Raw genomic sequence first — 23,088 nt, forward strand, 5'->3', positions numbered from 1 at the left:
CTCAGGTGCTGCGCGTGACGACCATCCCGAGGGTGATCAGGCCCAGCACGACCCAGCCGAACCACAGCCAGCCGTTGCTGCCGAGCGCCACCGTGTAGGCCGTCACCACGACGAGACCGCCGACGGTGAGCACCCCCATCGTTCTGGTCGAGCCATCCGTGGAACCGGTACCGGGCATCGCAACACCCTCCTCAGGATTGGTCTCCCTCCATGGTGCCCCCGTTCTGCTTCCTGACGGTGCAGACGACGAAATGCGTGCCCGCCTTCCAGGGGCCCTCGCTCGTCCAGGAGCCTGCCGTGAACACCGACGGGTCGAAGCCGTAGTCCCGTGGCGGCACCTCCCGCCCGCACGCCACGTCCGACTCGGTGCGCGCCTCATCGAGCGTGACATCGGCACCCAACCGGGTGAATCCGAGCACCTCCTCGTCGTGCGTCCCCGCACAGGACACCAGCCGGGCGGACCGGTTGGACCGCACGTCCAGGCAGTCCCGTTTCTGCATGTTCGACACGTCGGAGAACGCGGAGCCGGGCTCGCGGTGATCGCCGAGCGGCCCGTACACCGGCCCGTGCGCGCCCAGGAGCAGACAGGCGGTCCGCTTCCCGGCGGCCACGAATCCCGCCTCGCTCGGCACGACGGCGAAGCTGCGGACATCCGCCAGCCTCCCGCGGAGCTCCTCGGTCCGTTCCTCGCACGCCGCCGGGCCCCGCTCCCGGGCCTCGGCGGCGGACGGGGCCCCGACGAAGGCCAGCACCTGCCCGTCCGCGCCGCCGCAGCCGGACTCCAGGCGCAGCCGCGGAGTGCCCTTGAAGGCGCCGGTGTCCCCCCAGTCGGCGAGCACGCAGTCGCCGTCCTCGAGAGGCCGGGAGAGCCCGATCCGCGTGCCGTACGGCTGCGCGGTCCCGCCCTCCTTCCCGTCGGCGGGCGGCTGCTGGGCCACGGCGTACCAGACCCCGCCCCCGGCGATGGCCAGCCCCAGCAGACCGGCGAGGGCGGAGTGCAGGGCCCGCGGGCGGGTACGCCGCCGGCTGCCGCCCGACGTGACCAGGGGCCCGAAGCCCTCCGGGACGGCCGGCGGCGATGGCGCCGGTGCGGGCGGAGGCGGCATCGGCCGGGCCCAGGGAGGCTGCGATCCGAGGTCGGTCCGGGTCCGGGCACGGGCCTCCGCCTGCGACGCGACGAGCTGCGACAGCGCCGCCTCCGCCTGGGCCGCGGTGATCCTCCGCCCCGGGTCCTTGACCAGCATCGCTTCGAGTACGGGCCCCAGGGCGCCGGCCCGCCGCGGTGGCCGCGGCTCGTCCATGACCACCGCGGTGATCTCCGCGAAGTGCGACTCGCGGTCGAACGGACCGCGGCCCTCCACGGCGTGGTACAGCGTGCAGCCCAGCGAGAACAGGTCCGCGGCCGGGGTCGGTGGCCCGCCCGTGGCGCGCTCCGGCGCCAGATAGCCCGCCGTGCCCACGAGCACGGACGTCAGCGTGTACCGCGTCTCGCCCGCGTCCGGCTGCACGGAGATGCCGTAGTCGGTGAGCAGGACACGGCCGTACGGCGCCCCGGAGCGGTCCGGCGCCAGCAGGATGTTCGCCGGTTTCACGTCCCGGTGCATGACGCCCCGCTGGTGCCCGGCGGTCAGCGCGTCCAGCACGGCGAGGCCGACACGGGCGCACTCCGCGGGCTGCAGCGAGCCACGCCGGGCGACCAGGTCGCGCAGGTCCACCGCACCCGCCACGTACTCCATGACGATCCACGGCAGCCCCTCGTGCTCCAGTACGTCGTGCACGGTGACCACGTGCGGATGGCCGCGCAGCCCCGCCGCGTACCGGGCCTCCGCGCGGGCCCGCGCCACCCGGGCCTCCCGGTCGTGACCGGCTTCCGCCTCGTCCCGGAAGACGATCTCCTTGAGCGCGACCTCGCAGGCGAGTCTCTGGTCGTGGGCGAGCCAGACATGGCCCATGCCGCCGCTGCCGAGCTGGTTCAGCAGCAGATAGCGGCCGGCGACGACCCGGCCCACTCCCGACGTCGATGGTCCTGAAGGCATCCGGTGACTCCCGGGGTCTGCGGGGCGCCGAGCGCTCCGCTGGACGTGCGGTGCTTCGTCTGCGGGTCCGTCGTGGCCGGCCGCGCGGTTGTCCGCGCGGACTCCGTCGCCCCGCTCAGACGGTGGCGCTTTCGGTGGGCTCCTCGGCGGCGGGCTCACTGGTGGGCGGCTCGCTCGTGACCGGCGCGGTGCTGGTGGCCGGGGCGCTGGTGGTCTCCGGAGGCGGTGGTGCGCCGGTCGTCTCCGGGGGTGCTGTGGTGACGGCCGGGGGTGAGCTCGTCGTCTGTGGGCTGCTGGACGGGGGCGGCGACGCGCTGCCGCTCGATGGCGGGGGCGCGGAACCGGGCGGCGGGCCGGACGAGGGCGGGGCGGACGAGGGCGGGGCGGACGACGATGGTGGCGAGCCGCTGCCGGGCCCCGAGCCCGTACCGGGACCCGGTGTCGGCGGCTCGGAGGTCGACGACTGCGGGGGCGCGGTGGTCGTGGGCGGGGGAGTGGTCGTGGACCCGTCCGGGGAGCCGGAGTCCCCGGCCACGCTCAGCATCACGTACTGCCCGAACCCCAGCTCGGTCCCGGCCGGTGGATCGGTCGCCGTGACCCGGGCGTCGTCCGGCGGCAGCCCCTCGCTGTCGTAGCCGGCCGCGAGCCCCTTGTCGGTCAGCGAGCGCCGGGCCTGGCCGAACGTCGCCCCGGCGAGGTTCGGCACCGCGCGCTTCTCCCGGGTGTCGAACGCGGCGTCCTTCGCTCCCGAGGTGCCGACCGGGCGGCTGATACCGCGGTCGGTGTCCTCGACGTCGACGAGGGTGATCTTCTCCAGGGGCCGGGGCGCGGGCCGCACCGCGACGACGGAGGAGCGGTCGTACCCCTTCCACTCCTGGTTCCCGTCCTCGAACCTGACCGAGATACGGTTCGTGTCACCCGCGAAGGGCCGCAACGGATTTCCGCACGAGCACTTCACGGCGGGCCTGCCCTGCGCATCGATCAGAATCGCGATTCCGGCCTGGAGCAGGGAATCGTAGGGAACAGCCTTTCCCTTTTTGTAGTCGTGGTTCTTCACGAGAGTGTCGTGACGCAACAGGACGGGCGTGAGCCGGTCGAGATAATCCGGTATCCGATCCGTGGAGATTTTGAGGGCACGCGCCCATGCCTGTGCCTTCTGGTCGTTCCTGGGATCGGTGAGGAATTGCTTGAGCTTCTCGACGTCACAGACGGTCGGTTGCTTCGAACCCCCGTACAGACCGGGGGTGTCGCCCTGTTGCAGACTGCCCCGCACGGGCCGCGACGCGACCTGCGCGTCCTTCCCCAGCCCGCTGTTCTCGTCGAAGAAGGGATCGAGCGCGGGCACGCCCGCGGCGACCGCCTTCACCAGCGCCAAAGGCGTCCCGCGATCGCATCCGCCGAGCGCCAGTACGCAGACCAGCAGCACCGCGATCCGGCGGATCGAAGATTTCCCGGCCCTTTGCAGAAAAACGCGAATTGTCATTACCGCTCCCCCCGGCGGTTACCCAACGCGTTTCATGCTAACGAACGGAAAACCATTCCCGACGGATTGAGGAAAAAGAGCGGACTGAGGGGAAAGAGGTGTCAGCGACTGCGTGCGTCGAGTGAGGCCAAATAGGCGTTGTACGCCTCGAGTTCCTTGTCCCCGTCCCGGTCGGCGGCCCGGTCCTTGCGCTTGGCCTGCCGCTGCTCGGAGCCGTACCACTGGAACAGCAGCGCGATCAGCACCAGCACGGAGGGGATCTCGCTGAACGCCCAGGCGATACCGCCCGCGGCGTTCTGGTCGGAGAGCGCGTCGATACCGAGCGAGGCGGGCGGGTTCTCGAACGTCTTGACCATCGGGGCGGACGCCATCATCAGCGCGATCCCGAAGAACGCGTGGAACGGCATGCCCGCGAACAGCTCCAGCATCCGCATCAGATAGCCGGGCCGGGTGGGACCGGGATCGACACCGATGATCGGCCAGAAGAAGACCACGCCCACGGCGAGGAAGTGCACCATCATCGCGACGTGCCCCGTCTTCGAGCCCATCAGGAAGTCGAAGATCGGCGTGAAGTACAGCGCGTACAGGCTCGCGATGAACAGCGGGATGGTGAACGCCGGGTGCGTGATGATCCGCATGTACCGGCTGTGCAGCAGGGCGAGAAGCAGCTCACGCGGTCCCTTGCGCCCCCTGCCCGCGACCGGCAGCGCGCGCAGCGCCAGGGTCATCGGGGCGCCGAGCAGGATGAGGATCGGCGACAGCATGCTGATGATCATGTGCTGCACCATGTGCACGCTGAACATGACCATCCCGTAGTCGTTCAGCCTGGTGCACATCACCAGCCCGATGGACAGCACACCGGCGACGTACGACACGGTCCGCCACACCGACCAGGCGTCCCCCCGCCGCCTGAGCCGCACGACCCCCCACACGTACAGCGCCAGCCCCACGAGGCAGGCGACGAGAAAGAACGGGTCGGCCGACCACTGAAGACCCCGCCCCAGCGTGAACGGCGGCAGATCCATGGTCATGCCGTGCCCGCTGTGATCCATTCCGACGGCTCCTGATTCGTGGGGGTTGTGCAAGTCTGTCCGTCACAGACTAGAACCGCCCCCGGCCGCGGTTGCGGCCGGGGGCGGACTCTTCCATTCCGTACGGTGTGTCCTAGAGGACGCACTCGGCTTCCTCATAGCGCTCGGCGGGAACCGTCTTCAGCGTCTCCACGGCCTCGGCCAGCGGCACCATCACGATGTCCGTCCCCTGGAGAGCGGTCATGTGACCGAACTCCCCACGGTGCACGGCCTCGACCGCATGCCACCCGAAACGGGTCGCGAGCACACGGTCGTACGCGGTCGGCGTACCGCCGCGCTGCACATGCCCCAGGATGACCGGCCGCGCTTCCTTCCCCAGCCGCTGCTCCAGCTCGATGGAGAGCTGACGGGCGATACCGGCGAACCGCTCGTGCCCGTAGATGTCCTTGGCGCCCTCGTCGAACTCCATGGACCCGGCGGCCGGCTTGGCCCCCTCCGCGGCGACGACGATGGCGAACCGCTTGCCCGCCTCGAACCGTTCGCCGACCCGCTTGGCCAACTCCTCGATGTCGAAGGGCCGTTCCGGTACGACGATGGCGTGCGCGCCGGCCGCCATGCCCGAGTGCAGCGCAATCCAGCCGGTGTGCCGCCCCATGACCTCGACGACGAGCACCCGCTGGTGGGACTCGGCGGTGGTCTTGAGCCGGTCCAGGGCCTCCGTGGCCACCCCCACGGCCGTGTCGAAGCCGAAGGTGACGTCCGTGACCGCGATGTCGTTGTCGATGGTCTTGGGTACGCCCACGATGGGCAGACCGGCGTCCGACATCAGCCGGGCCGCCTTCAGCGTGCCCTCGCCGCCGATCGGGATGATCGCGTCGAGACCGAGGTCCTGGACATGCCCCTTGGCCCGCTCGACCCCGTCACGCAGATGCGAGGGCTGGACCCGGGAGGAGCCGAGGATGGTGCCGCCGCGGGCCAGGATGCCACCCACCGCGTCGAGGTCGAGCTTGAGGTAGTCGCACTCCAGGAGGCCCTTCCAGCCGTCCCGGAAGCCGATGACCTCGTCGCCGTGGTCGACGACGGCACGGTGCACGACGGACCGGATGACGGCGTTCAGGCCGGGGCAGTCGCCGCCGGACGTGAGGACACCAATGCGCATAGCCCGAAACAACCTTCTCAACGTGGGCCGGGGACCGGACCACGCTGTCCGGCTCGATCCCCGCCACCCTAGCGGCAGGAGGGGGCGGGGCCGTACCGTGCGTCCGCCTGCTGGACGACCCCGCTCAGGTGTGCGGACCCATCGTCAGACGGGCTGGTAAAAGCCGCCTGGAGCGCAGGTGAACTCGCAGCTCAGGCAGGCTGCTCGGCAGCGGCGATGCGCTCGGTGCGCAGCGCCTCGTACCACCGGTCGTCGGTGGGCGGCAGCGCGTTCACGTCGAGCGCCAGCTTCAGCAGCAGGTCGGCGATGAGCGGGTTGCGCGCCAGCACCGGACCGTGCATGTACGTACCGAAGACGGTGTCGTTGTACGCGCCCTCCGTACCGTCGCCCGTGCCGTTGCCGTTGCCGAACTTGACCCGGGCGAGCGGGCGGGCCGTCGGTCCGAGGTGGGTGATGCCCTGATGGTTCTCGAAGCCGGTCAGCGGGGGCAGACCGAGCCGCGGGTCGATGTCCCCGAGCACGTCACCGACGCACCGCGCGCCCTCGCCGCGCACCGAGACCACGTCCAGCAGCCCGAGGCCGGGCTCCCGCTGGCCGAGGTCGTTGATGAACTCGTGGCCGAGGATCTGGTAGCCGGCGCACACCGAGAAGACGATCGCGCCGTTCTCCACGGCCCGGTGCAGTCCGCCGTCCCGGCGCAGCCGCTCGGCCGCGAGCCGCTGCGGACGGTCCTCGCCGCCGCCGATGAGATAGATGTCCCCGGAGGTCGGGATCGGCTGGTCGCTGCGTACGTCGAGACGGGCCACGTCGAGACCGCGCTGTCGCGCCCGGCGCTCCACGACCAGGACGTTGCCCTGGTCGCCGTACGTGCTGAGCAGGTCGGGATAGATCCAGACGATCCGCAGCTGGTTGTCGCTCACAAAAGTCCCCTGAGTGTCAGTTGCCGACGCGGCGGCGCAGGTCCTGGAAGGCGGTGTAGTTCGCGATGACCTCGATGCGGCCCGGCGGGCACATCTGGACGGCCTGGTCGAGGTTCTCGCAGACCTGGAAGTGCTGGTTGGCGACTTCCAGGCGCACCGCGAGGTCCAGCTTCCGGTCGCCGACGACGCAGATCGGGTGCCCGGTCAGCCGCGTGTAGTCGACGTCCCACAGCCAGGAGGTGTCGGTGCCGTCGGCGCCGCGCGCGTTCACGGAGAGGATCACCGGGGTGGGCGGCGGATCGATCAGGCTGAACGTTTCGAGCCAGCCCGCGGGGTTCTTCGCGAGCAGCAGGCGCAGGTCCCGCTCCTGGAACTGCACGACGTCGTAGCGTCCGGCCACGGCCTGCACCTGGTACATGCGCTCCAGGGCGACCTGCGGCGGCACTCCGAAGACGGCGGCGACGGCTGCGGAGGAGGCGGCGTTGGCCTTGTTGGCGCGGCCGGGCAGCTGGAGGTGGATGGGCCACGCGGAGCCGTGCGGGTCGAGCACATGGTCCCCGGACAGCGCCCAGCTCGGCGTGGGCCGGCGGAAGCCGCACTCACCGCAGAACCAGTCGTCGCCGGGCCGCTGCATCACACCGCCGCAGGACGGGCAGGACCAGGCATCGTCCTTCCACATCTGTCCCGCGGCGACCCAGATCACATTGGGGGAGGAGGAGGCAGCCCACACGACGAGCGGGTCGTCGGCGTTGGCGATGACGACGGCCTTGCTGCCGGCCAGGCCCTCGCGCCAGTTCTCGGCGAGCATGCGGGTCTCGGCGGCCCGGTCCAGCTGGTCGCGGGAGAGGTTGAGCAGGGCGATGCACTTCGGGTCGGTGTCGCGGGCGACACCGGCGAGGTACTTCTCGTCGACCTCGATGACTGCGTACCGCGCCTCCGAGCTGCCGGCGAGGGCCGAGGTGATACCGGCCGGCATGTTGGCGCCGAGCGCGTTGGAGACGACGGGCCCGGCGGCGCGCAGGGCCTCCGCGATGAGCCGGGTCGTCGTGGTCTTCCCGTTGGTCGCCGACACCAGGACGACGTCCAGGTTCTGGGCGAGCCGGGCGAGAAGGTCGGGGTCGAGTTTGAGTGCCACCCGGCCGCCGATCACCGAACCGCTGCCGCGCCCCGCGGCGCGCGATGCCGCTGCGACCGCCTTACCGGCGGTCACGGCGATCTTGGCCCGCGGCGTGAGCGGGTCCGAGTTGCCTGCCATCAGTTCTCGATCCTCCTTGCGTACGCGCCGCGCCTGACGGCAACGTGGTGGTGGTCAGCCTATCGAGATCCATTCGCACTCCCGAATCCGTACCCTTGCCGACATGCGACACGGTTTGATTCCGGGCACCCGCGGACGCGTGCGGCCGATGACTCTCTTCGGCGATCCGGTACTGCACTCCCCCTGTGAGGACGTCACCGACTTCGGTCCCGAACTGGCGTCCCTGGTCGAGGATCTGTTCGCCACGATGTACGCCGCCCAGGGTGTCGGCCTGGCCGCGAACCAGGTGGGCGAGCCCCTGCGGGTCTTCGTCTTCGACTGCCCGGACGACGATGACGTACGACACCTGGGCCATGTGGTGAACCCACGGCTGGTCGAGGCCGACGGGGTGGTGCTGCGCGGCCCGGAGGGCTGCCTGTCACTGCCGGGCCTGGAGGCCGGAACAGAACGGTACGACCACGCGGTGGTCGAGGGCTTCACGGTGACGGGGGACCCGGTGCGCGTCCACGGCACAGGCTTCTTCGCCCGCTGCCTCCAGCACGAGTGCGACCACCTGGAGGGCCGGGTGTACGCGGACCACCTGACAGGCTGGCGCCGACGACGCTTGATGAGACAGGTGTCCCGAGCGTCTTGGTGCCGGAGCGGCTGACCCGCTCCAGGTGCGCGACCGGCCCCCACCGGCCGGTGGACGGCATACGACCGTCAGAACCCCGGACCGCCCACCTTGTCCCCGGCCGCCGCAAGCCGTCCCCACAGCAGATCGGCCAGACTTCGCACCAACTCGGCCCGGGAGCACGGCCGTTCCCCCAGCCACCAGTCCCCGGCGGCGTGCATCATCCCGACGATCCCGTGCCCCCACACCCGGGCCAACTGCTGCCCCCCGGGCCCGAGATCCAGCCGGTCCTCGATGACCTGGGCCAACTCCTCGCCCATCCGCCGAAGCAGCGGCACGGAGTGCTTCCCGACGTCGAACCCGGGTTCACCGGACTGCCCGCCGTCCGCCGGATGCATCAGGAACCGGTACACCTGAGGCCGTGCCTCGATCGCCGCGAGATACGTGTCGAGCGTGGCCTCCACCCGCTCGCGCCGCTCCGCCGGAGCGTCCAGCGCGGCCCGCAGGGAATCCAGCAACGCATCCGTATGCCTCTTGGCCAAAGCCGCGTAAAGTCCCCCCTTGTCACCGAAGTGACGGTAGAGGATCGGCTTGGTGATGCCTGCTTCCGCGGCGATCGCGTTCATGGAGGCCTGTGGTCCGTCACGCAGGACTACTCTGTCCGCGGCCTCCAGCAACTCGCGCCGGCGGCGATCGGCGGACCGTTGCTGATCGGTCCGCTGCGTGGTGTCCATGAGCTCTCCCCACCCGTGCTGATTCGGTGACGCCTGCGCAAACTAACACCCACCATGCCCCACGCATCGAACGGGCTACCGAGCAGTCATCAGGAGTTGACTTTTCCTACCGACGGGTAACAGACTCGGGTTACCGCTAGTAACATGCACGTGCGCCGCCGCTGGAGGGGACATGGCCGAGTTCACCATGGAGCTCAACGACGAACAGAAGGAGGTCCGGGACTGGTTGCACGGCTTCGCGGCCGATGTGATCCGGCCTGCGGCCGCCGAATGGGACGAGCGTGAGGAGACTCCCTGGCCGGTCATTCAGGAGGCCGCCAAGGTCGGTATCTACTCACTCGACTTCTACGCCCAGCAGTACTTCGACGCCACCGGCCTCGGCATTCCGATGGCCATGGAGGAGCTGTTCTGGGGCGACGCGGGCATCGCCCTGTCGATCGTCGGCACCGGGCTGGCCGCCGTGGGCGTCCTCGCCAACGGCACCGAGGAGCAGATCGGCACCTGGATCCCGCAGATGTACGGCGACGCGAACGACGTCAAGGTCGCCGCGTTCTGCTCCTCCGAGCCCGACGCCGGCTCGGACGTGGCCTCGATGCGCACCCGCGCGGTGTACGACGAGGCCAAGGACGAATGGGTGCTCAACGGCACGAAGACCTGGGCGACCAACGGCGGTATCGCCAACGTCCACGTCGTCGTCGCCGTCATCGACTCCGAGCTCGGCTCCAAGGGCCACGCGTCCTTCATCATCCCGCCGAACACGCCCGGCCTGTCCCAGGGCCAGAAGTTCAAGAAGCACGGCATCCGCGCCTCCCACACCGCCGAGGTGGTGCTGGAGAACGTCCGCGTCCCGGGCTCCTGCCTCCTCGGCGGCAAGGAGAAGCTGGACGAGCGTCTGGCCCGCGCCCGTGAGCGCGCGAAGGCGGGCGGCGAGCGCGTGAAGAACGCGGCGATGGCCACGTTCGAGGCCTCCCGCCCGGCCGTCGGCGCGATGGCGGTGGGCACCGCCCGGGCCGCGTACGAGGTCGCCCTCGACTACGCCAAGACCCGTGAGCAGTTCGGCCGCCCGATCATCGACAACCAGGGCGTCGCCTTCCAGCTCGCCGACATGCGCACCTCCATCGACGCCGCCCGCCTCCTGGTCTGGCGCGCCTCCTGGATGGCCGTCAACGGCAAGCCGTTCAACGCGGCCGAGGGCTCCATGTCGAAGCTCTTCGCGAGCGAGACGGCGAAGAAGGTCACGGCCCAGGCGATCCAGATACTCGGCGGCAACGGCTACACCCGGGAGTACCCGGTGGAGCGGATGCACCGTGACGCCGCGATCTACACCATCTTCGAGGGCACGAGCGAGATCCAGCGTCTGGTGATCGCCCGCACCCTGTCGGGGATGCCGATCCGATAGCGCCGGCGGGGGCGTCGGCACGGCAGCCGGCGCCCCTACCCGATCTCCACCACCCGGGCCCAGTCGGGCGGGGAGTCCGGCACGTAGTCGGGATCGTCCTCGTCCCAGGAAGCGGACCGGGGGAAGAGCCCCACCACCGTCCGGCACGGTGGCCGGGTGTCCGGCCAGGGTGTCTGGCCGTCCGTCAGGACCACGACGACATCGGGCCTGGGACGCGCCCGCAGCGCCCTGGCGAAGCCCGTCCGCAGATCCGTGCCCCCGCCGCCGGTCAGCGGGATGCCCTCGCCGCGGCAGAGCGGATGGATGAACTGGGCCGCCGCGTCGCACGGCAGCACCGAGACCAGGTCGCGCCGGCCGCCCACGGCACGCGCGATGGCGGCGACCTCCAACAGCGCACTGCCCAGTTCGGCATCGCTGACCGACCCGGACGTGTCGATCACCACGCAGACCCGGGGCGGTCTGCGCCGCAGGCTGGGCAGCACGGCACCGGGCACGGAGGCCGAGCGCCGCGAAGGGCGGCCGTACGTGTAGTCCTCGCCCACGCCGGGACCGGAGGCCGCCGAGCGGACCGCCGCGCCCAGCAACTCCCGCCACTGCTGCGGCGGATGGAACGCGTCCTCGGCCCACCGCTGCCAGCCCTGCGGGGTCGTCCCCGGACGCGCGGTGATGCCCTGGGCCACCCGGAACCTGACCGCGTCCCGTTCCTGTTCGCTCAGGCCGTGCGCGCCGTTCGGCCCCAGGTCCCACTCCCGGTCCAGTCCGTCGGCGCCGCTGCCGCAGTCCAGCCAGGAGATGTCCCGCGTCAACGGTCCGAGCCGGAACTGGCGCAGGTAGTCCTCCATGAGCTGCCCGGCAGGCAGCCGCAGGGACTCCGGGCGGACCGCGCCCTCGGGCCGGACCAGGCCGTCGCCGAAGGCGTCGTCGTTGATCTCGCAGTCCGCGGCGATGTTCATCCGCAGCCGCTCCCCGGCCCCGGTCAGCCCGCGTTCCCGGGCCACCCGGTCCCCGCGCCCGTGATGGTCGCGCAGCAGGTGCGACACCTCGTGCACCCACACCCCCGCCAGCTCCTCGACGGGTGTCCGGTCCACGAACCCCGGTGAGACATAGCACCGCCAGTGCCGGTCGACGGCCATGGTCGGCACCCGTGATGACGCGACGGTGTGCAGGGCGAACAGAGCCGTCGCGAGATAGGGCCGGGCCCGCGCCGCCTGGAGCCGGGCCGTGAAGAGCTTGTCGAGGTCCAGCGCCCCGCGCGCGTCCCCGCTCAACGGCCCGCCCTCACCGCGGCCTTGGCACGCGAGGCCGCCTCGTCGGCCCGCCGGGACAGGGTCACCACCCCGGCGAGCTGCTCGATCGACGGAGGCACGTCCCAGTCCTCCTGCCGCAGCGAGGCGAGCGTGCTCGCGGGCACGACCACCAGGTCCGGCGCCCCGGTCTCCACCGCGCGCACCAGCAGCGCCCACGCGGCGTCCCAGCGGGCCCGGTCCGGACGCGCGCGGACCGCCGCCACCACCCCGTCGAGCGCGGCCTGCCGCAGATCACCCCGCTCGGGCAGCACGGCCCCCGTCGGATCGGCGAGCAGCAGCTCGGGGTCGGGCAGGTCCATCCGGTCGACGCTCGCCAGCAGTTCGAGCCCCGGCCCGTCGCCCACGGTCCCCCGGACCAGCAGGGACAGCACATCCCGGGAGGAACCGGCCGCGGTCGCGAAGGCGATCAGGCTCAGCGTCATGTCCCAGCTGCGGGGCGAGGGCCAGGGGCCGCCCCGGCGGGTCTCGCTGTTGGGCAGGCGGTGCACGAGCCCGGGGCGGGCGGCGAGGAGCCCGCACACCGCACGCCGTGCGAAGTCCACGGCCTCCGGCAGCTTCTCCGGGGCGAGCCGAGGCAGCGTGGCCCGGGGCCAGGTCCCGCCGAGACCGCGTACGACGACCTCGTGGTCGTGGGTCCACTGCAGATGGACGAACCGGTTGGCCAGCGGCGGGCTCAGCTCCCAGCCGTCGGCCGCCGAGGACCGCGGGTTGGCGGCGGCCACGATCCGGACCCCGGGCGGCAGTCGAAGGGCGCCGATCCGGCGCTCCAGCACCAGCCGGAGCAGAGCGGCCTGCACGGCGGGCGGCGCGGTGGACAGCTCGTCCAGGAACAGCAGGCCCCGGCCGGCCCGGACCAGGCGTACGGCCCAGTCCGGCGGGGCCATCGGGACGCCCTGTTCCGCGGGGTCGTCTCCCACGACGGGCAGCCCCGAGAAGTCGGAGGGCTCGTGCACGCTGGCGATCACGGTGGTCAGCGGCAGCTCCAGGGCCGTGGCCAGCTGGGTCAGGGCCGCGGTCTTGCCGATGCCGGGTTCGCCCCACAAGAGCACGGGCAGATCCGCGGCCACGGCCAGGGTCAGGGCCTCCAGCTGGATGTCGGGGCGCGGCTCGGTGGTGGTGTCGCGGAGCAGGGTCAACAGGTCGCCGGCGACATCGAGTTGGGATACGGGAGGGTAAGTCGTCATATGTCATCACCTTGGGTCGCGGGGAGAGGGTGCGAGGAAGGAGGGCGGTGGTCAGCCGCGGATGGCGCGTCGAGGGCGCGAGCGATGGGTGCGCGGGCGGGGTCGGGGCCGAGGCAGGCGACGGGGCCCGGGGCCGATGAGGCCGGCCCTGAACAACCCGTACACGATCCGCTGTTGAGCGGCCGCCTCCAACTCGTCCCGCAGCGCACCGCCGCGCAGCACCGCGTCAGGGCCGAGCAGCCCCTCCACGACGGCCAGCGCACCGGAGACGTCCCCGTGGGCGAGGCGTTCGCGGACGTCGTCGAGGCACTCCGGATGGCGGTGCGTCTCGTCGATGACCCGCAGACAGGGCAACGGCGTGCCGCTCAGCGCGGCCAGCAGGTCCTCCCGCCGGACCTCGTCCGGGTCGTGGTCCAGCGGGGCCAGCACCCCGTCGACCAGGCCGATCCGGTGCAGGGTGCCCCGGCAGTCGACGAGCCGAGGCCGTCCCGCCGGATCCGGCACCGCGGCCGCGGCATCCGGCACATATCCCGGTACGAGGGCGGGGGCGACCAGCGGATGCAGCCGGCCGGCCTCGATCGCACCGGCACGGAGCAGCTCCAGGTCGGGCAGCACCCAGGTCGCCGCGTCGGGCAGCACCGGCAGCGCGGAGGCGCCGGCAGATCTGGACGCCTCGGTGATCCGCAGCGTCGGCGGCCCGTCCCGGTCGGCGGCCAGGTCCAGGGCCAGCCGGTGCCGGGCCCCGCACCGCACGGCCACGCGGCCGTCGGTCCGGCCCTCGGCGCGCAGCAGGATCGCGGCCTCGGCCGCCCACCGGTCGACGGCACAGCGGCGCCCCTGCGGAACCAGCCGCAGGACGGCCGGATCCGTGACGGGAGGGTCGTCGACGCCTGAGCGGACGCGCAGCTCATCGGCCCTGCGCGCGTCCCACAGATGACGGTGCAGGTCGAGCCGGTACCGCCGGTGGGGTGGGGGATGCGGATGGCGGCCGCCATCGGCTCCGGACGATCCGTCCCACAGTGCGAGACTGATCCGCTGCCCTGCATCCGCCCAGGCGGGCGGAGTCCGCGCCACGAGGTGCACCGGCCGCTCGCCGCCACGGTCGTAGCGGGCCAGCGTGAGGGTCACGCCCGGGCGCAACAGCCCGTCGGGGGCGATCCTCGGCATGTGCCAGCGCAGCAGATCGGGAGCCAGATGCCGCAGATCGGCCCGGACCCGGGCGGCGAGTTCGGCGCCATGGACACGCGCCACGGAACGCGGCTGGAGATCGACATCGAACCCTGCGGCGGCACAGGCGCCGCCCCAGTCACCGGTGAGGCGACGAGCGGTCGCGGTCTCGATCATGGAGGGCGGCACGGCGAACTCGCGCACGCGCAGCCAGAAGGAAAGGCGGGAATCCCCGGTCACGGGCGAAGTGAGCATCAGCACTCACCTTGCGCGGACGGGTCCCCCAATCTGTGAACAGAATGAATGGTCATCGAGGCGATCGTAGCTTCAACTCCCACCGTGTCAACGGTGTTTCAGCGGCGTCAGCTGCTCGATGTCGTACCGTCCGCGCAGTTCCCCGATCGCCGCGCCGTCCGGCGGACCTCCGTCGCCGAGGATCTCCAGGAGCTCCTCGAAGTACCGCTCGTGGTCCGGCGGCGGGGACGCCTGGAAGAACATCTTGGCGGGGGAGTCCGTCGGGTTCGCGAACGCGTGAGGGCAGCCGGGCGGTACGACGATGACCGTCCCCGGCGTCGCGCGTACCACCCGACCGCCCGAACTCGACTCCCAGCGCTGCCAGTTGTCGGGGGTGCGGATCCGCGGCTCGAAGGCGAGGACGTCCAGCTCGCCTTCGAGGACGTAGAACAACTCCTCGCTGCGGGTGTGCACATGGGCCCCCACATCGAAGCCGGGCGGCACGATCACCTCGAAGGTGGACGCCGTCCGGGAGTGCGAGCCCGTCACCTTGAAGGTCACGTGCTGGGCCGGGGTCTGGACGACCCGGCCGTGCCCCGGCGGCACCAGGAGCCCTTCGGTAGCCGTCACCACGTCACCGGAAGGGCCTCGGGACCACGGATCAACGCGCCTTTCCTGAAGGGGACCTGCTCCCGTGGCACCGCCAGTCTCAGCCCCGGGAGACGGTCCAGCAGAGCGTCGACCAGCAGCTCGGACTCCAGCCGGGCCAGCATGCCGCCGGGGCAGTAGTGCGGACCGAAGCCGAAGGACACATGGGGGTTGGGGCTGCGGGAGAAGTCGATCGTCTCCGGGTAGGGGAAGACACCCGGGTCGCGGTTCGCGGACAGGTACGACACGTAGACGGCGTCGCCCGCCCGGATCCGTACGCCCTGGATCCCGACGTCCTCCAGGGCGATCCGGGACAGACCGACGGCGTTGCGGTGCGGGATGTAGCGCAGCAGTTCGTCGATGGCCCGGGGGCGGATGTCCGGTTCGGCGCGCAGCCGGTCGGCGAGGTCCGGGCGGGTGAGCAGCAGGTAGAACATCTGGCCGCTGTTGTTGGTCACCGCCTCGCCGCCGATCTGGAGCAGGACCGCCAGGCCCACCGCCTCCTCCAGGGTCACCTCACCGCGCCCCACGGCCGCCCCGAGCAGGGACGCCACGTCCTCGCCGGTGCTGCCCTCCCGGAGCCCGATGAGGTCGGCGAAGTAGGCGCCCATCTCGTTCCTGGCCTTCTCGCTGACGTTCTTGCCGTGCGAGGAGGACAGGATCAGCTGGGTCCAGGTGTGCATGCCGTGCCGGTCGGCGGCCGGGACGCCCATCAGCTCGCAGATCACCGCGATGGGGAACGGCGTCAGGACGGTGGCCGTCAGATCGGCCGGCGGGCCGTCCTGCAGCAGTTCGTCGACCAGTTCGTCCAGCATCCGCCGGGACCTCTCGCGGATCCGCTCCACGCCCTTCGCGGTGAACGCGGCGGCCACCGAGCGGCGCAGCCGGGTGTGGTCCGGCGGGTCCAGGAAGCCCACCGCGCCGCGGGCCGGGATGAAGTGCGGGGCGAGCCGGGTGACCTCGGGCTGGTCCATGACGGCCTCGCGGCTGAAGCGGGGGTCGTTGGTCACCATGCGTACGTCCTCGTACCGGGTGACCAGCCACGCCCAGCCCTCGCCGTTGGGCAGCTGGATCCGGGTGACGGGGCCCTCGCGCATCAGCTCGGTGAGCACGGGGTCGAAGTCCACGCCGTTCAGGTCGAGTGCGGGCCAGTGCCGGATGGGGGGCAGGATCTCGGTGATCGTCTCTTCGGTCATGTCATGCCGTCTCTGCGTAGCGCTGCCAGCGGCCCAGGGCCATTTCCGCGGTGATGCCGGGTCCGAACCCGGCGAGCAGCCCGCGCGCCCGGTCGTGCGCGCCGCCCTCGTCGAAGAGCCGGCGCAGCGCGTCCAGGACGACGGCGCTGGCGATGTTGCCGTACTCGGTGAGGGTGGCCCGGCTGAACCGGAAGGCGTCCGGGTCGACCTGGAGGAACTTGCTGAGGTCGTCGAGTATTCGGGGGCCGCCCGCGTGGACGATGTAGAAGTCCAGGTCGGCCGCGTCCCAGCCGTGCAGTCCGGCGAGGTCCTGGAGCGCGGGCGCGAGCGGCTCCATGGTGGCCGGCACCCGCTTGTCCAGCTGGAAGTGGAATCCGGTGGCCCGGACGTCGTACATGATCCACTCCTCGGTCTTGGGGATCAGGTACGACCCGTTGCGCTCCAGCGAGATCCCCTCGCCGCCCCGTCCGCGCACCACGGCGGCGGCGATCCCGTCCCCGAACAGCCCGTTGGAGAGCAGGTTCCCGATGCCGAGGTCGGTGGGCTGGTAGCACAGCGAGCAGAACTCACAGGCCACGATGAGGGCGTTGGCCTCGGGGTAGGCCGTGCAGAAGTCGTGGGCCCGGTTGATCGCGGCCCCGCCGGCCGCGCAGCCCAGCTGGGCTATGGGGAGCTGCCGGGTGGTGCTCTCGAAGCCCATCTCGTTGATCAGCCAGGCCGTCAGCGAGGGCATCATGAAGCCCGTGCAGGACACGTAGATGATGACATCGATGTCGCTGGTCAGAAGCTCGGCGTCGTCGAGCGCCCGCTGCACCACGGCCGGCACCCGCGCCTTCGCCTCGGCCACGTAGACCTTGTTGCGCTCCTCGAAGCCCGGGTGCTTCAGCGTCTCCTCGATGGGCTGCACGATGTGGCGGGTACGGACCCCGGTGTTCTCGATCAGCCGGAGGGCCAGAGCCAGTTGGGGATGGTCGGAGTGCCGGGAGCGAGCCAGCTCCAGCGTCTCCTCCATCGTGATCACGCATTCCGGGACGGACACCGAGGGTCTGCACAACGTCGCCATGAACCGTGCCTGCCTTCACCTCAGGAAGTGGTCCAGTCCACGATCACCTGAGAGGCCGACGACTTCGCGCGGGACTACTCCAAACGCGCGATCACCGGACGTGCCCCGAAGGGGCGCGGGGAGCTGCGCGAGCAACCAGCGACAACCCGCACCCGGCAGCGAAACAGGAACCCCTACGGCGCACTCCCGCTGCTGTGCGCGATGCACGCCACATCGATACGATCGGCAAGTTTCGCAAGCTCGATGGTCAACGCCGCCACCGTGTCCTCGTCGAGCCCGTCGTCCCCGGCCTCGACAAGATGCAGCCACCGCCCACCCACGGTCCGCAAAAGCTTGCTCACATCGGCCGCAGCCACCTGCAAGGTCCCGCGGTCATCGACGATCAGAGGCAAAGTCACTTCGCGGTTCACATCGGGGATGTTAGCCGCGCAAGCGTCACGCTCCGTGCCAAACCGTCGTGATGTTGCAGAACTCGCGGATTCCGTGCCCGGACAGCTCACGCCCGTACCCGGACCGCTTCACCCCGCCGAAGGGGAACGCCGGATGCGAGGCGGTCATGCCGTTGAAGAACACACCGCCGGCCTCCAGGTCCCGTACGAACCGGTCGACCTCGGCCTCGTCCCGGGTCCACACGTTCGAACTCAGCCCGAAGGGTGAGTCGTTGGCGATGAGCACGGCCTCGTCGAGGTCGCCCGCGCGGTACAGCGTGGCGACCGGCCCGAAGGCCTCCTCGCGGTGGATCCGCATCTCGCGGGTGATGTCGGCGAGTACGGTCGGCGGGTAGTACCAGCCGTCCCCGTCGGGCCGCTCCCCGCCGCACAGGACGCTCGCGCCACCGCGCCTGGCGTCGTCGACCAGCTCCTCCAGATCGGCCCGCCCCTGCTCGCTCGAGAGCGGACCGACGTCCGTCGTCTCCTCCAGCGGATCGCCGACCTTCAGTGCCTTCATGCCCTCGACGAACCGCTCGGCGAAGGCGTCGTACACGTCCGTGTGGACGATGAACCGCTTGGCGGCGATGCAGGACTGCCCGTTGTTCTGGACACGCGCCGTGACCGCGATCCGGGCGGCCCGGTCGATGTCGGCGGACGGCATGACCACGTACGGGTCGCTGCCGCCGAGCTCCAGCACGGTCTTCTTCACCATGTCGCCGCACACCGACGCGACCGCCCGCCCGGCGGGCTCGCTGCCGGTGAGTGTCGCCGCCTTGACGCGTTCGTCCCGCAGGAGCTCCTCGACCTCGCCGGAGCCGATGAGGAGGGTCTGGAAGGTGCCCTCCGAGTAGCCGGCCTGGTGGAAGAGGTCCTCCAGGAAGAGGGCGGTCTGGGGGACGTTGGAGGCGTGCTTGAGGAGACCGACGTTGCCGGCCATGAGCGCGGGCGCGGCGAACCGGATCACCTGCCAGAGCGGGAAGTTCCACGGCATCACCGCGAGCACCGGGCCCAGGGGGCGGTAGCGCACGTGGGCCCGGGACGCGCCCGAGTCCTTGACGTCGTCGTCGGCCGGCTCCTCGTCGGCCAGCAGCGACTCGGCGTGCTCGGCGTACCAGCGCATCGCCTTGGCGCACTTGGCGACCTCCGCGCGGGCCTGCTTGATCGGCTTGCCCATCTCGGTGGTCATGATCCGGGCGATGTCCGGCTGCAACCCGTCGAGCAGCCCGGCGGCCCGGTGCAGCAGCCGGGCGCGTTCGGCGAAAGGAGTCGTCCGGTAGGTGCGGAACGTGGCCTCCGCGAGCTGGAGCCTGCGCTCGATCTCCTCGGGGCCCATGGCCTCGTATGTCTTGAGCGTCTCGCCGTTCGCCGGGTTCACCGTCGCGATGGGCATGACCGACCTCCTGGGCAGCGGAACTGTGTTTCGACCTTCCCGCGCGGCGGCGCCCGCCGCAACGTGTCAGGGCGAGTGCTCCGCCAGCCGGTCGAGAAACGTGCTCTGGGCCTTGACGATCACGGCCCGGGCCCGGTCCAGGGCGAACCACGCCACGCGGTCCAGTTCGGGGAACTCCTGCTCCTGGCCCGACCTCGGCGGCCACTCCATCCGGAAGGTACCCGGCACGACGGTCGCCGGATCGAGGTCCGCCTCGATGGCCCACGCCGTGACGACCTTCCCGTTGGTCTGCTTCACCTCACCGAGCGCCACGGCCTGCCCGTCGGGCGGCGGCAGGCCGAGCTCCTCCTGGAACTCGCGCCGGGCGGCGTCCCAGGCGGACTCCTCGTCGGGCACGTACTCGCCCTTCGGGACGGTCCAGGCCCCGGCGTCGCGGCGCGCGAAGAACGGGCCGCCCATATGGCCCAGCAGCACCTCGAGGCCGCTGTCGGTGTGCCGGAACAACAGCAGGCCGGCGCTCGTCCTCACGACTTCACCCCCGGATGCCTCACGGCTTGACTCCCGGGTGCGCGGCCAGCAGCGTCTCCACGGTGTCGGCCTCCTCCGGCCGTTTGTCCTCCCGGTAGCGGACCACGCGGGCGAACCGGAGCGTGACCCCGGCCGGGTAGCGGGTGGACCTCTGGAGGCCGTCGTAGGCGATCTCCACGACGAGTTCGGGGCGAACGGTCACCACGTAGCCGTCGGCGTCGACGGCCAGTTCCTGGAGCCGCTCGGTCTGCCAGGTCAGCATCGCGTCGGTCATGCCCTTGAAGGTCTTGCCGAGCATCGCGAAGCCGCCGTCGGCGGTGCGGGCGCCGAGGTGGAGGTTGGAGAGCTTGCCGGTGCGGCGGCCGTGGCCCCACTCCGCCGCCAGGACGACCAGGTCGAGGGTGTGCACGGGCTTGACCTTCAGCCAGGACGCGCCACGGCGGCCCGCGCTGTACGGCGCGTCGAGGGACTTCACCACCACCCCCTCGTGGCCGCGCTCCAGCGTCTCGGCGAGGAAGGCCTCGGCCGCGCCGACGTCCTCCGGGCCGGACACCGGTGTCCGCCGCACTCGCATCGGCTCGGGGACCAGCCGCGCCAGCTCCGCGTGCCGCTCGGCGAAGGGGAGGTCCAACAGGTCGCGGTCGTCGACGGACAGGGCGTCGAAGAAGACGGGGGAGACGGGGACCTCGGCGGCGGCCGTCGTCACGTCCACCCGGGAGCCGACACGGCCGGCCGTCTCCTGGAAGGAACGCGGCCGCCCTTCCGTGTCGAAGGAGATGACCTCCCCGTCCAGAATGAAACGCTCGCCCCTCAACTCCAGTGCGGCAGCCGTCAGTTCGGGCAGCCGGTCGGTGATCTCGTCGAGGGTGCGGGTGTAGATGCGTACGTCGTCGCCGCTGCGGTGCACCTGGACACGGATGCCGTCCAGCTTCTCCTCGACCACGCACGCGCCCAGTTTCCCGACTGCCTCGGCCACCGAGGACGCGCTGTGCGCGAGCATCGGCAGGACCGGGCGGCCGACGGTGAGCCGGAAGCGGTCCAGGGCGGCGGGGCCGTCCGCGAGCAGGGCCTCGGCGACCGTCTGGAGGGAACCCGCGAGCATCACCGCCCGGCGGACGTCGGCGGGCGGTGCCTCCGTCGCCTGCGCGAGCCCCTCCGTGGCGACCGCGTCCAGCGCGCCCTGCCGTACCTCGCCGCTGATCAGCCCGAACAGGAACCGCTGCTCTTCCTCGGTGGCCGCGCCCATCAACTCCCCGACCAGCCGGGCCCGTTCGGCTTGCGAGCCGGTGCCCGAGACCTTGCCGAGCTCGGTGAACAGGGCGTCCACGTCACGGACGGCCAGGCTCGGCCCGGCGGCCGGGGCGACCGGGCGGCTCAGCACCTTCCAGCCCACCCCGAGCCGCCCCTGCGGCAGCCGTCCCGCCAGATACGGGATGACGATGGGCACGTCGTCCGGCTCGGCCTCCCGGAACAACTCGGCGAGCAGCGCGATCTTCTTCGAGCGCGCCGAGGTCGCGGCGACCTCCTGGGACACCTGGGCCAGCCGGGCAAGCAGCATGCATCCAGAGTGCGACACGCTTCGCTGGATTACACGCCGAGTGACGGGTTGCGTTTCGTCTGCGGGCCCGTTGTGGCTGGTCGCGCCCCGCGGCGGAGCCGCTGATCGACACAGCCCCGCGTCCCTAGGGCATGGCGTCGAGGTCGGTCATCAGCAGGTCGCCGTTGATCGTGGCCCCGGCCCGGTAGCCGCCCGCCGCCGCGTTGATCACTTGCTCGCCGAAGCCCATCGCGTTGCCGGCGGCCCAGACGCCGGGCACGGTCGTCTGGCCGGTCGGGTCGACGACGGGGTACGAACCGAAGTGGGTCTCGTTGAGCTTCGCGCCGAGCCGCGCGAGGAGATCCGTCCGGGGGACGGCCCGGGGGGCGGTGAAGACGATCTCCCGTGCGAACGTCCTGCCGTCCTTCAGGCGTACGCCCGTGAGGTGGTCCTCGGCCACCACCAGCCCGGCGACCTCGCCGGGCACGACTTTCACGCTCGCGGCGGCGAGCCTGCGCAGGTCGTCGTCCGACAGGTCGGTCTCCGCGAGCTCGTGCAGGAAGAGCGTCACGTCCTTCGACCACTGCGACACCATCAGCGCCTGGTGGACGCTCAGCGGGGTGGTCGCGAGTACGCCGAAGGCCTGGTCGCGGACCTCCCAGCCGTGGCAGTACGGACAGTGCAGCACGTCCCGGCCGAAGCGCTCGGCGACGCCGGGCACGGGCGGTAGCTCGTCCTTCAGGCCGGTCGCGATCACGAGGCGACGGCCCTGGACCGTGCGGCCGCTCGCCAGCGTCACGGTGAAGTCCGCGGTGACATCCACCGCACGGTCCTCCACGAGCTCGACGCCGTACCGTGCGATCTCCTCCCGGCCGAGGGCCAGGAACTCGGCGGGCGGCATGCCGTCCCGCGTCAGATAGCCCTGCATGTGCGCGGCGGGCGCGTTGCGCGGCTCGCCCGCGTCGATGACGAGGGTGCGGCGCCGGGCCCGGCCCAGGACGAGAGCCGCGGACAGGCCCGCCGCGCCGCCGCCGATCACGATCACTTCGTAGGTCTCGCTTGTCTCCGTCATACCGACACGGTCGTCCCGTGGATGCGGGATTGACAAACTTCTTTGCTGATTCTGCAATACAGGACATGACTACCGATGACGTTCTCGCGGAGGTCGGGCCCCGGCTGCGACGGATCCGGAAGGACCGGGAGGTGACGCTCGCGGCGCTCTCCGAGTCGACCGGGATCTCCGTGAGCACCTTGTCCCGGCTGGAGTCCGGCCTGCGCAAGCCCAGCCTGGAGCTGCTGCTGCCGATCGCACAGGCCCATCAGGTGCCGCTCGACGAGCTGATCGGAACACCCCCGGTGGGGGACCCGAGGGTCCGGTCCAAACCGCTCGTGCGGCACGGACGCACCTACTGGCCGCTCACCCGGCAGCCGGGCGGCCTCCAGGCGTACAAGGTGCTGGTGCCGCAGGGCCGGGAGGAGCCCGAGCCGCGCACCCATGAGGGCTACGAGTGGCTGTACGTGCTGGCCGGCCGGCTGCGGATGGTGCTGGGGGAGCACGACGTGGTGCTCGCGGCCGGGGAGGTGGTCGAGTTCGACACGCGCGTGCCGCACTGGTTCGGGTCGACGGGGGAGGGTCCGGTGGAGTTCCTGAGCCTCTTCGGTCCGCAGGGGGAGCGGATGCACGTACGGGCGCAGCCCCGGAGGTCGTGACGCCCGCGTGACTCCCGCGTGATGCCCGCTACTGTTCCGCGGCGGGCTGTTCCCTGATGGGCA

Annotated in this window: 22 protein-coding genes; 3 read left to right on the top strand and 19 right to left on the bottom strand. The window is 71.3% G+C overall.

Annotation, left to right across the window (positions count from 1 at the left end; all coding sequences use genetic code 11):
• Position 1 precedes the first annotated feature (1 nt).
• The 7 genes from ACIOHP_RS39530 to ACIOHP_RS39560 all read right to left on the bottom strand — a co-directional run bounded on the left by ACIOHP_RS39530 (position 2) and on the right by ACIOHP_RS39560 (position 7,884).
• Entirely contained in the window at positions 2–178 is a 177-nt protein-coding gene (locus ACIOHP_RS39530; protein ID WP_046262943.1) for a hypothetical protein, read from the bottom strand.
• A 13-nt stretch (positions 179–191) separates the two neighbouring features.
• The gene (locus ACIOHP_RS39535) at positions 192–2,036 is read right to left on the bottom strand and encodes a protein kinase (protein ID WP_401895042.1); all 1,845 of its coding nucleotides are present in this window, start codon (positions 2,034–2,036) and stop codon (positions 192–194) included.
• 115 nt (positions 2,037–2,151) lie between these two features.
• Positions 2,152–3,519 (bottom strand): DUF6777 domain-containing protein, encoded by a 1,368-nt coding sequence (locus ACIOHP_RS39540; protein WP_401895043.1) that lies wholly within the window; start codon positions 3,517–3,519, stop codon positions 2,152–2,154.
• A 101-nt stretch (positions 3,520–3,620) separates the two neighbouring features.
• Positions 3,621–4,571 carry a cytochrome c oxidase assembly protein gene (locus ACIOHP_RS39545; protein ID WP_351684610.1) on the bottom strand — a complete coding sequence of 317 codons (951 nt, stop codon included), beginning with the start codon at positions 4,569–4,571 and terminating at the stop codon, positions 3,621–3,623.
• 112 nt (positions 4,572–4,683) lie between these two features.
• Positions 4,684–5,709, bottom strand: a complete 1,026-nt coding sequence (locus ACIOHP_RS39550; RefSeq protein ID WP_266832467.1) for a 6-phosphofructokinase — start codon at positions 5,707–5,709, stop codon at positions 4,684–4,686.
• 191 nt (positions 5,710–5,900) lie between these two features.
• A complete protein-coding gene (locus ACIOHP_RS39555; protein ID WP_046257293.1) occupies positions 5,901–6,629 on the bottom strand; it encodes a type 1 glutamine amidotransferase in 729 nt (242 codons plus the stop codon).
• 16 nt (positions 6,630–6,645) lie between these two features.
• Positions 6,646–7,884, bottom strand: coding sequence for a MurT ligase domain-containing protein (locus tag ACIOHP_RS39560; protein ID WP_361547751.1), 1,239 nt, complete (start codon positions 7,882–7,884; stop codon positions 6,646–6,648).
• Between the two features lie 103 nt (positions 7,885–7,987).
• Here ACIOHP_RS39560 and def point away from each other — a divergent pair, with 103 nt between their 5' ends.
• The gene (gene def / locus ACIOHP_RS39565; protein WP_401895045.1) at positions 7,988–8,533 is read left to right on the top strand and encodes a peptide deformylase; all 546 of its coding nucleotides are present in this window, start codon (positions 7,988–7,990) and stop codon (positions 8,531–8,533) included.
• 53 nt (positions 8,534–8,586) lie between these two features.
• Here the strand turns inward: def and ACIOHP_RS39570 are convergent, their stop codons facing one another.
• Positions 8,587–9,231 (bottom strand): TetR family transcriptional regulator, encoded by a 645-nt coding sequence (locus tag ACIOHP_RS39570; RefSeq protein ID WP_361547757.1) that lies wholly within the window; start codon positions 9,229–9,231, stop codon positions 8,587–8,589.
• Positions 9,232–9,403: 172 nt separating this feature from the next.
• Between ACIOHP_RS39570 and ACIOHP_RS39575 the strand changes: the two genes are divergently transcribed.
• Positions 9,404–10,630 (top strand): acyl-CoA dehydrogenase family protein, encoded by a 1,227-nt coding sequence (locus tag ACIOHP_RS39575; RefSeq protein WP_401895047.1) that lies wholly within the window; start codon positions 9,404–9,406, stop codon positions 10,628–10,630.
• A gap of 35 nt (positions 10,631–10,665) precedes the next feature.
• On the opposite strand, the gene ACIOHP_RS39580 is transcribed toward ACIOHP_RS39575, so the two are convergent.
• The 11 genes from ACIOHP_RS39580 to ACIOHP_RS39630 all read right to left on the bottom strand — a co-directional run bounded on the left by ACIOHP_RS39580 (position 10,666) and on the right by ACIOHP_RS39630 (position 22,387).
• A complete protein-coding gene (locus ACIOHP_RS39580; protein WP_401895049.1) occupies positions 10,666–11,898 on the bottom strand; it encodes a VWA-like domain-containing protein in 1,233 nt (410 codons plus the stop codon).
• The gene (locus ACIOHP_RS39585) at positions 11,895–13,121 is read right to left on the bottom strand and encodes an AAA family ATPase (RefSeq protein ID WP_401895050.1); all 1,227 of its coding nucleotides are present in this window, start codon (positions 13,119–13,121) and stop codon (positions 11,895–11,897) included. Before ACIOHP_RS39585 ends, ACIOHP_RS39580 begins: the two co-directional genes overlap by 4 nt.
• A 51-nt stretch (positions 13,122–13,172) precedes the next feature.
• Positions 13,173–14,543 (bottom strand): hypothetical protein, encoded by a 1,371-nt coding sequence (locus ACIOHP_RS39590; RefSeq protein WP_401895052.1) that lies wholly within the window; start codon positions 14,541–14,543, stop codon positions 13,173–13,175.
• Positions 14,544–14,630: 87 nt separating this feature from the next.
• Positions 14,631–15,152 (bottom strand): cupin domain-containing protein, encoded by a 522-nt coding sequence (locus ACIOHP_RS39595; protein ID WP_401895054.1) that lies wholly within the window; start codon positions 15,150–15,152, stop codon positions 14,631–14,633.
• Positions 15,149–16,366: a cytochrome P450 gene (locus ACIOHP_RS39600; RefSeq protein WP_361547775.1), complete on the bottom strand. Its 1,218-nt coding sequence runs from the start codon at positions 16,364–16,366 to the stop codon at positions 15,149–15,151. Before ACIOHP_RS39600 ends, ACIOHP_RS39595 begins: the two co-directional genes overlap by 4 nt.
• Before the next feature lies 1 nt (position 16,367).
• Positions 16,368–17,429, bottom strand: coding sequence for a type III polyketide synthase (locus tag ACIOHP_RS39605; protein ID WP_401895056.1), 1,062 nt, complete (start codon positions 17,427–17,429; stop codon positions 16,368–16,370).
• A 173-nt stretch (positions 17,430–17,602) separates the two neighbouring features.
• Positions 17,603–17,839, bottom strand: coding sequence for a DUF6213 family protein (locus ACIOHP_RS39610; protein WP_062722835.1), 237 nt, complete (start codon positions 17,837–17,839; stop codon positions 17,603–17,605).
• A 25-nt stretch (positions 17,840–17,864) separates the two neighbouring features.
• On the bottom strand, positions 17,865–19,250 hold the full coding sequence (locus ACIOHP_RS39615; RefSeq protein WP_361547781.1) for an NADP-dependent succinic semialdehyde dehydrogenase: 1,386 nt from the start codon (positions 19,248–19,250) through the stop codon (positions 17,865–17,867).
• A gap of 66 nt (positions 19,251–19,316) precedes the next feature.
• Positions 19,317–19,778, bottom strand: coding sequence for an NUDIX domain-containing protein (locus ACIOHP_RS39620; protein WP_401895060.1), 462 nt, complete (start codon positions 19,776–19,778; stop codon positions 19,317–19,319).
• Positions 19,779–19,797: 19 nt separating this feature from the next.
• Positions 19,798–21,336, bottom strand: coding sequence for an ATP-dependent DNA ligase (locus tag ACIOHP_RS39625; protein WP_401895063.1), 1,539 nt, complete (start codon positions 21,334–21,336; stop codon positions 19,798–19,800).
• A 124-nt stretch (positions 21,337–21,460) separates the two neighbouring features.
• On the bottom strand, positions 21,461–22,387 hold the full coding sequence (locus tag ACIOHP_RS39630) for an NAD(P)/FAD-dependent oxidoreductase (protein WP_401895066.1): 927 nt from the start codon (positions 22,385–22,387) through the stop codon (positions 21,461–21,463).
• A 65-nt stretch (positions 22,388–22,452) separates the two neighbouring features.
• Between ACIOHP_RS39630 and ACIOHP_RS39635 the strand changes: the two genes are divergently transcribed.
• Positions 22,453–23,025, top strand: coding sequence for a helix-turn-helix domain-containing protein (locus tag ACIOHP_RS39635; protein WP_266895560.1), 573 nt, complete (start codon positions 22,453–22,455; stop codon positions 23,023–23,025).
• Positions 23,026–23,088: the final 63 nt, after the last annotated feature.

This window comes from Streptomyces sp. NPDC087859, from assembly GCF_044742595.1.
Lineage (GTDB): Bacteria > Actinomycetota > Actinomycetes > Streptomycetales > Streptomycetaceae > Streptomyces > Streptomyces canus_F.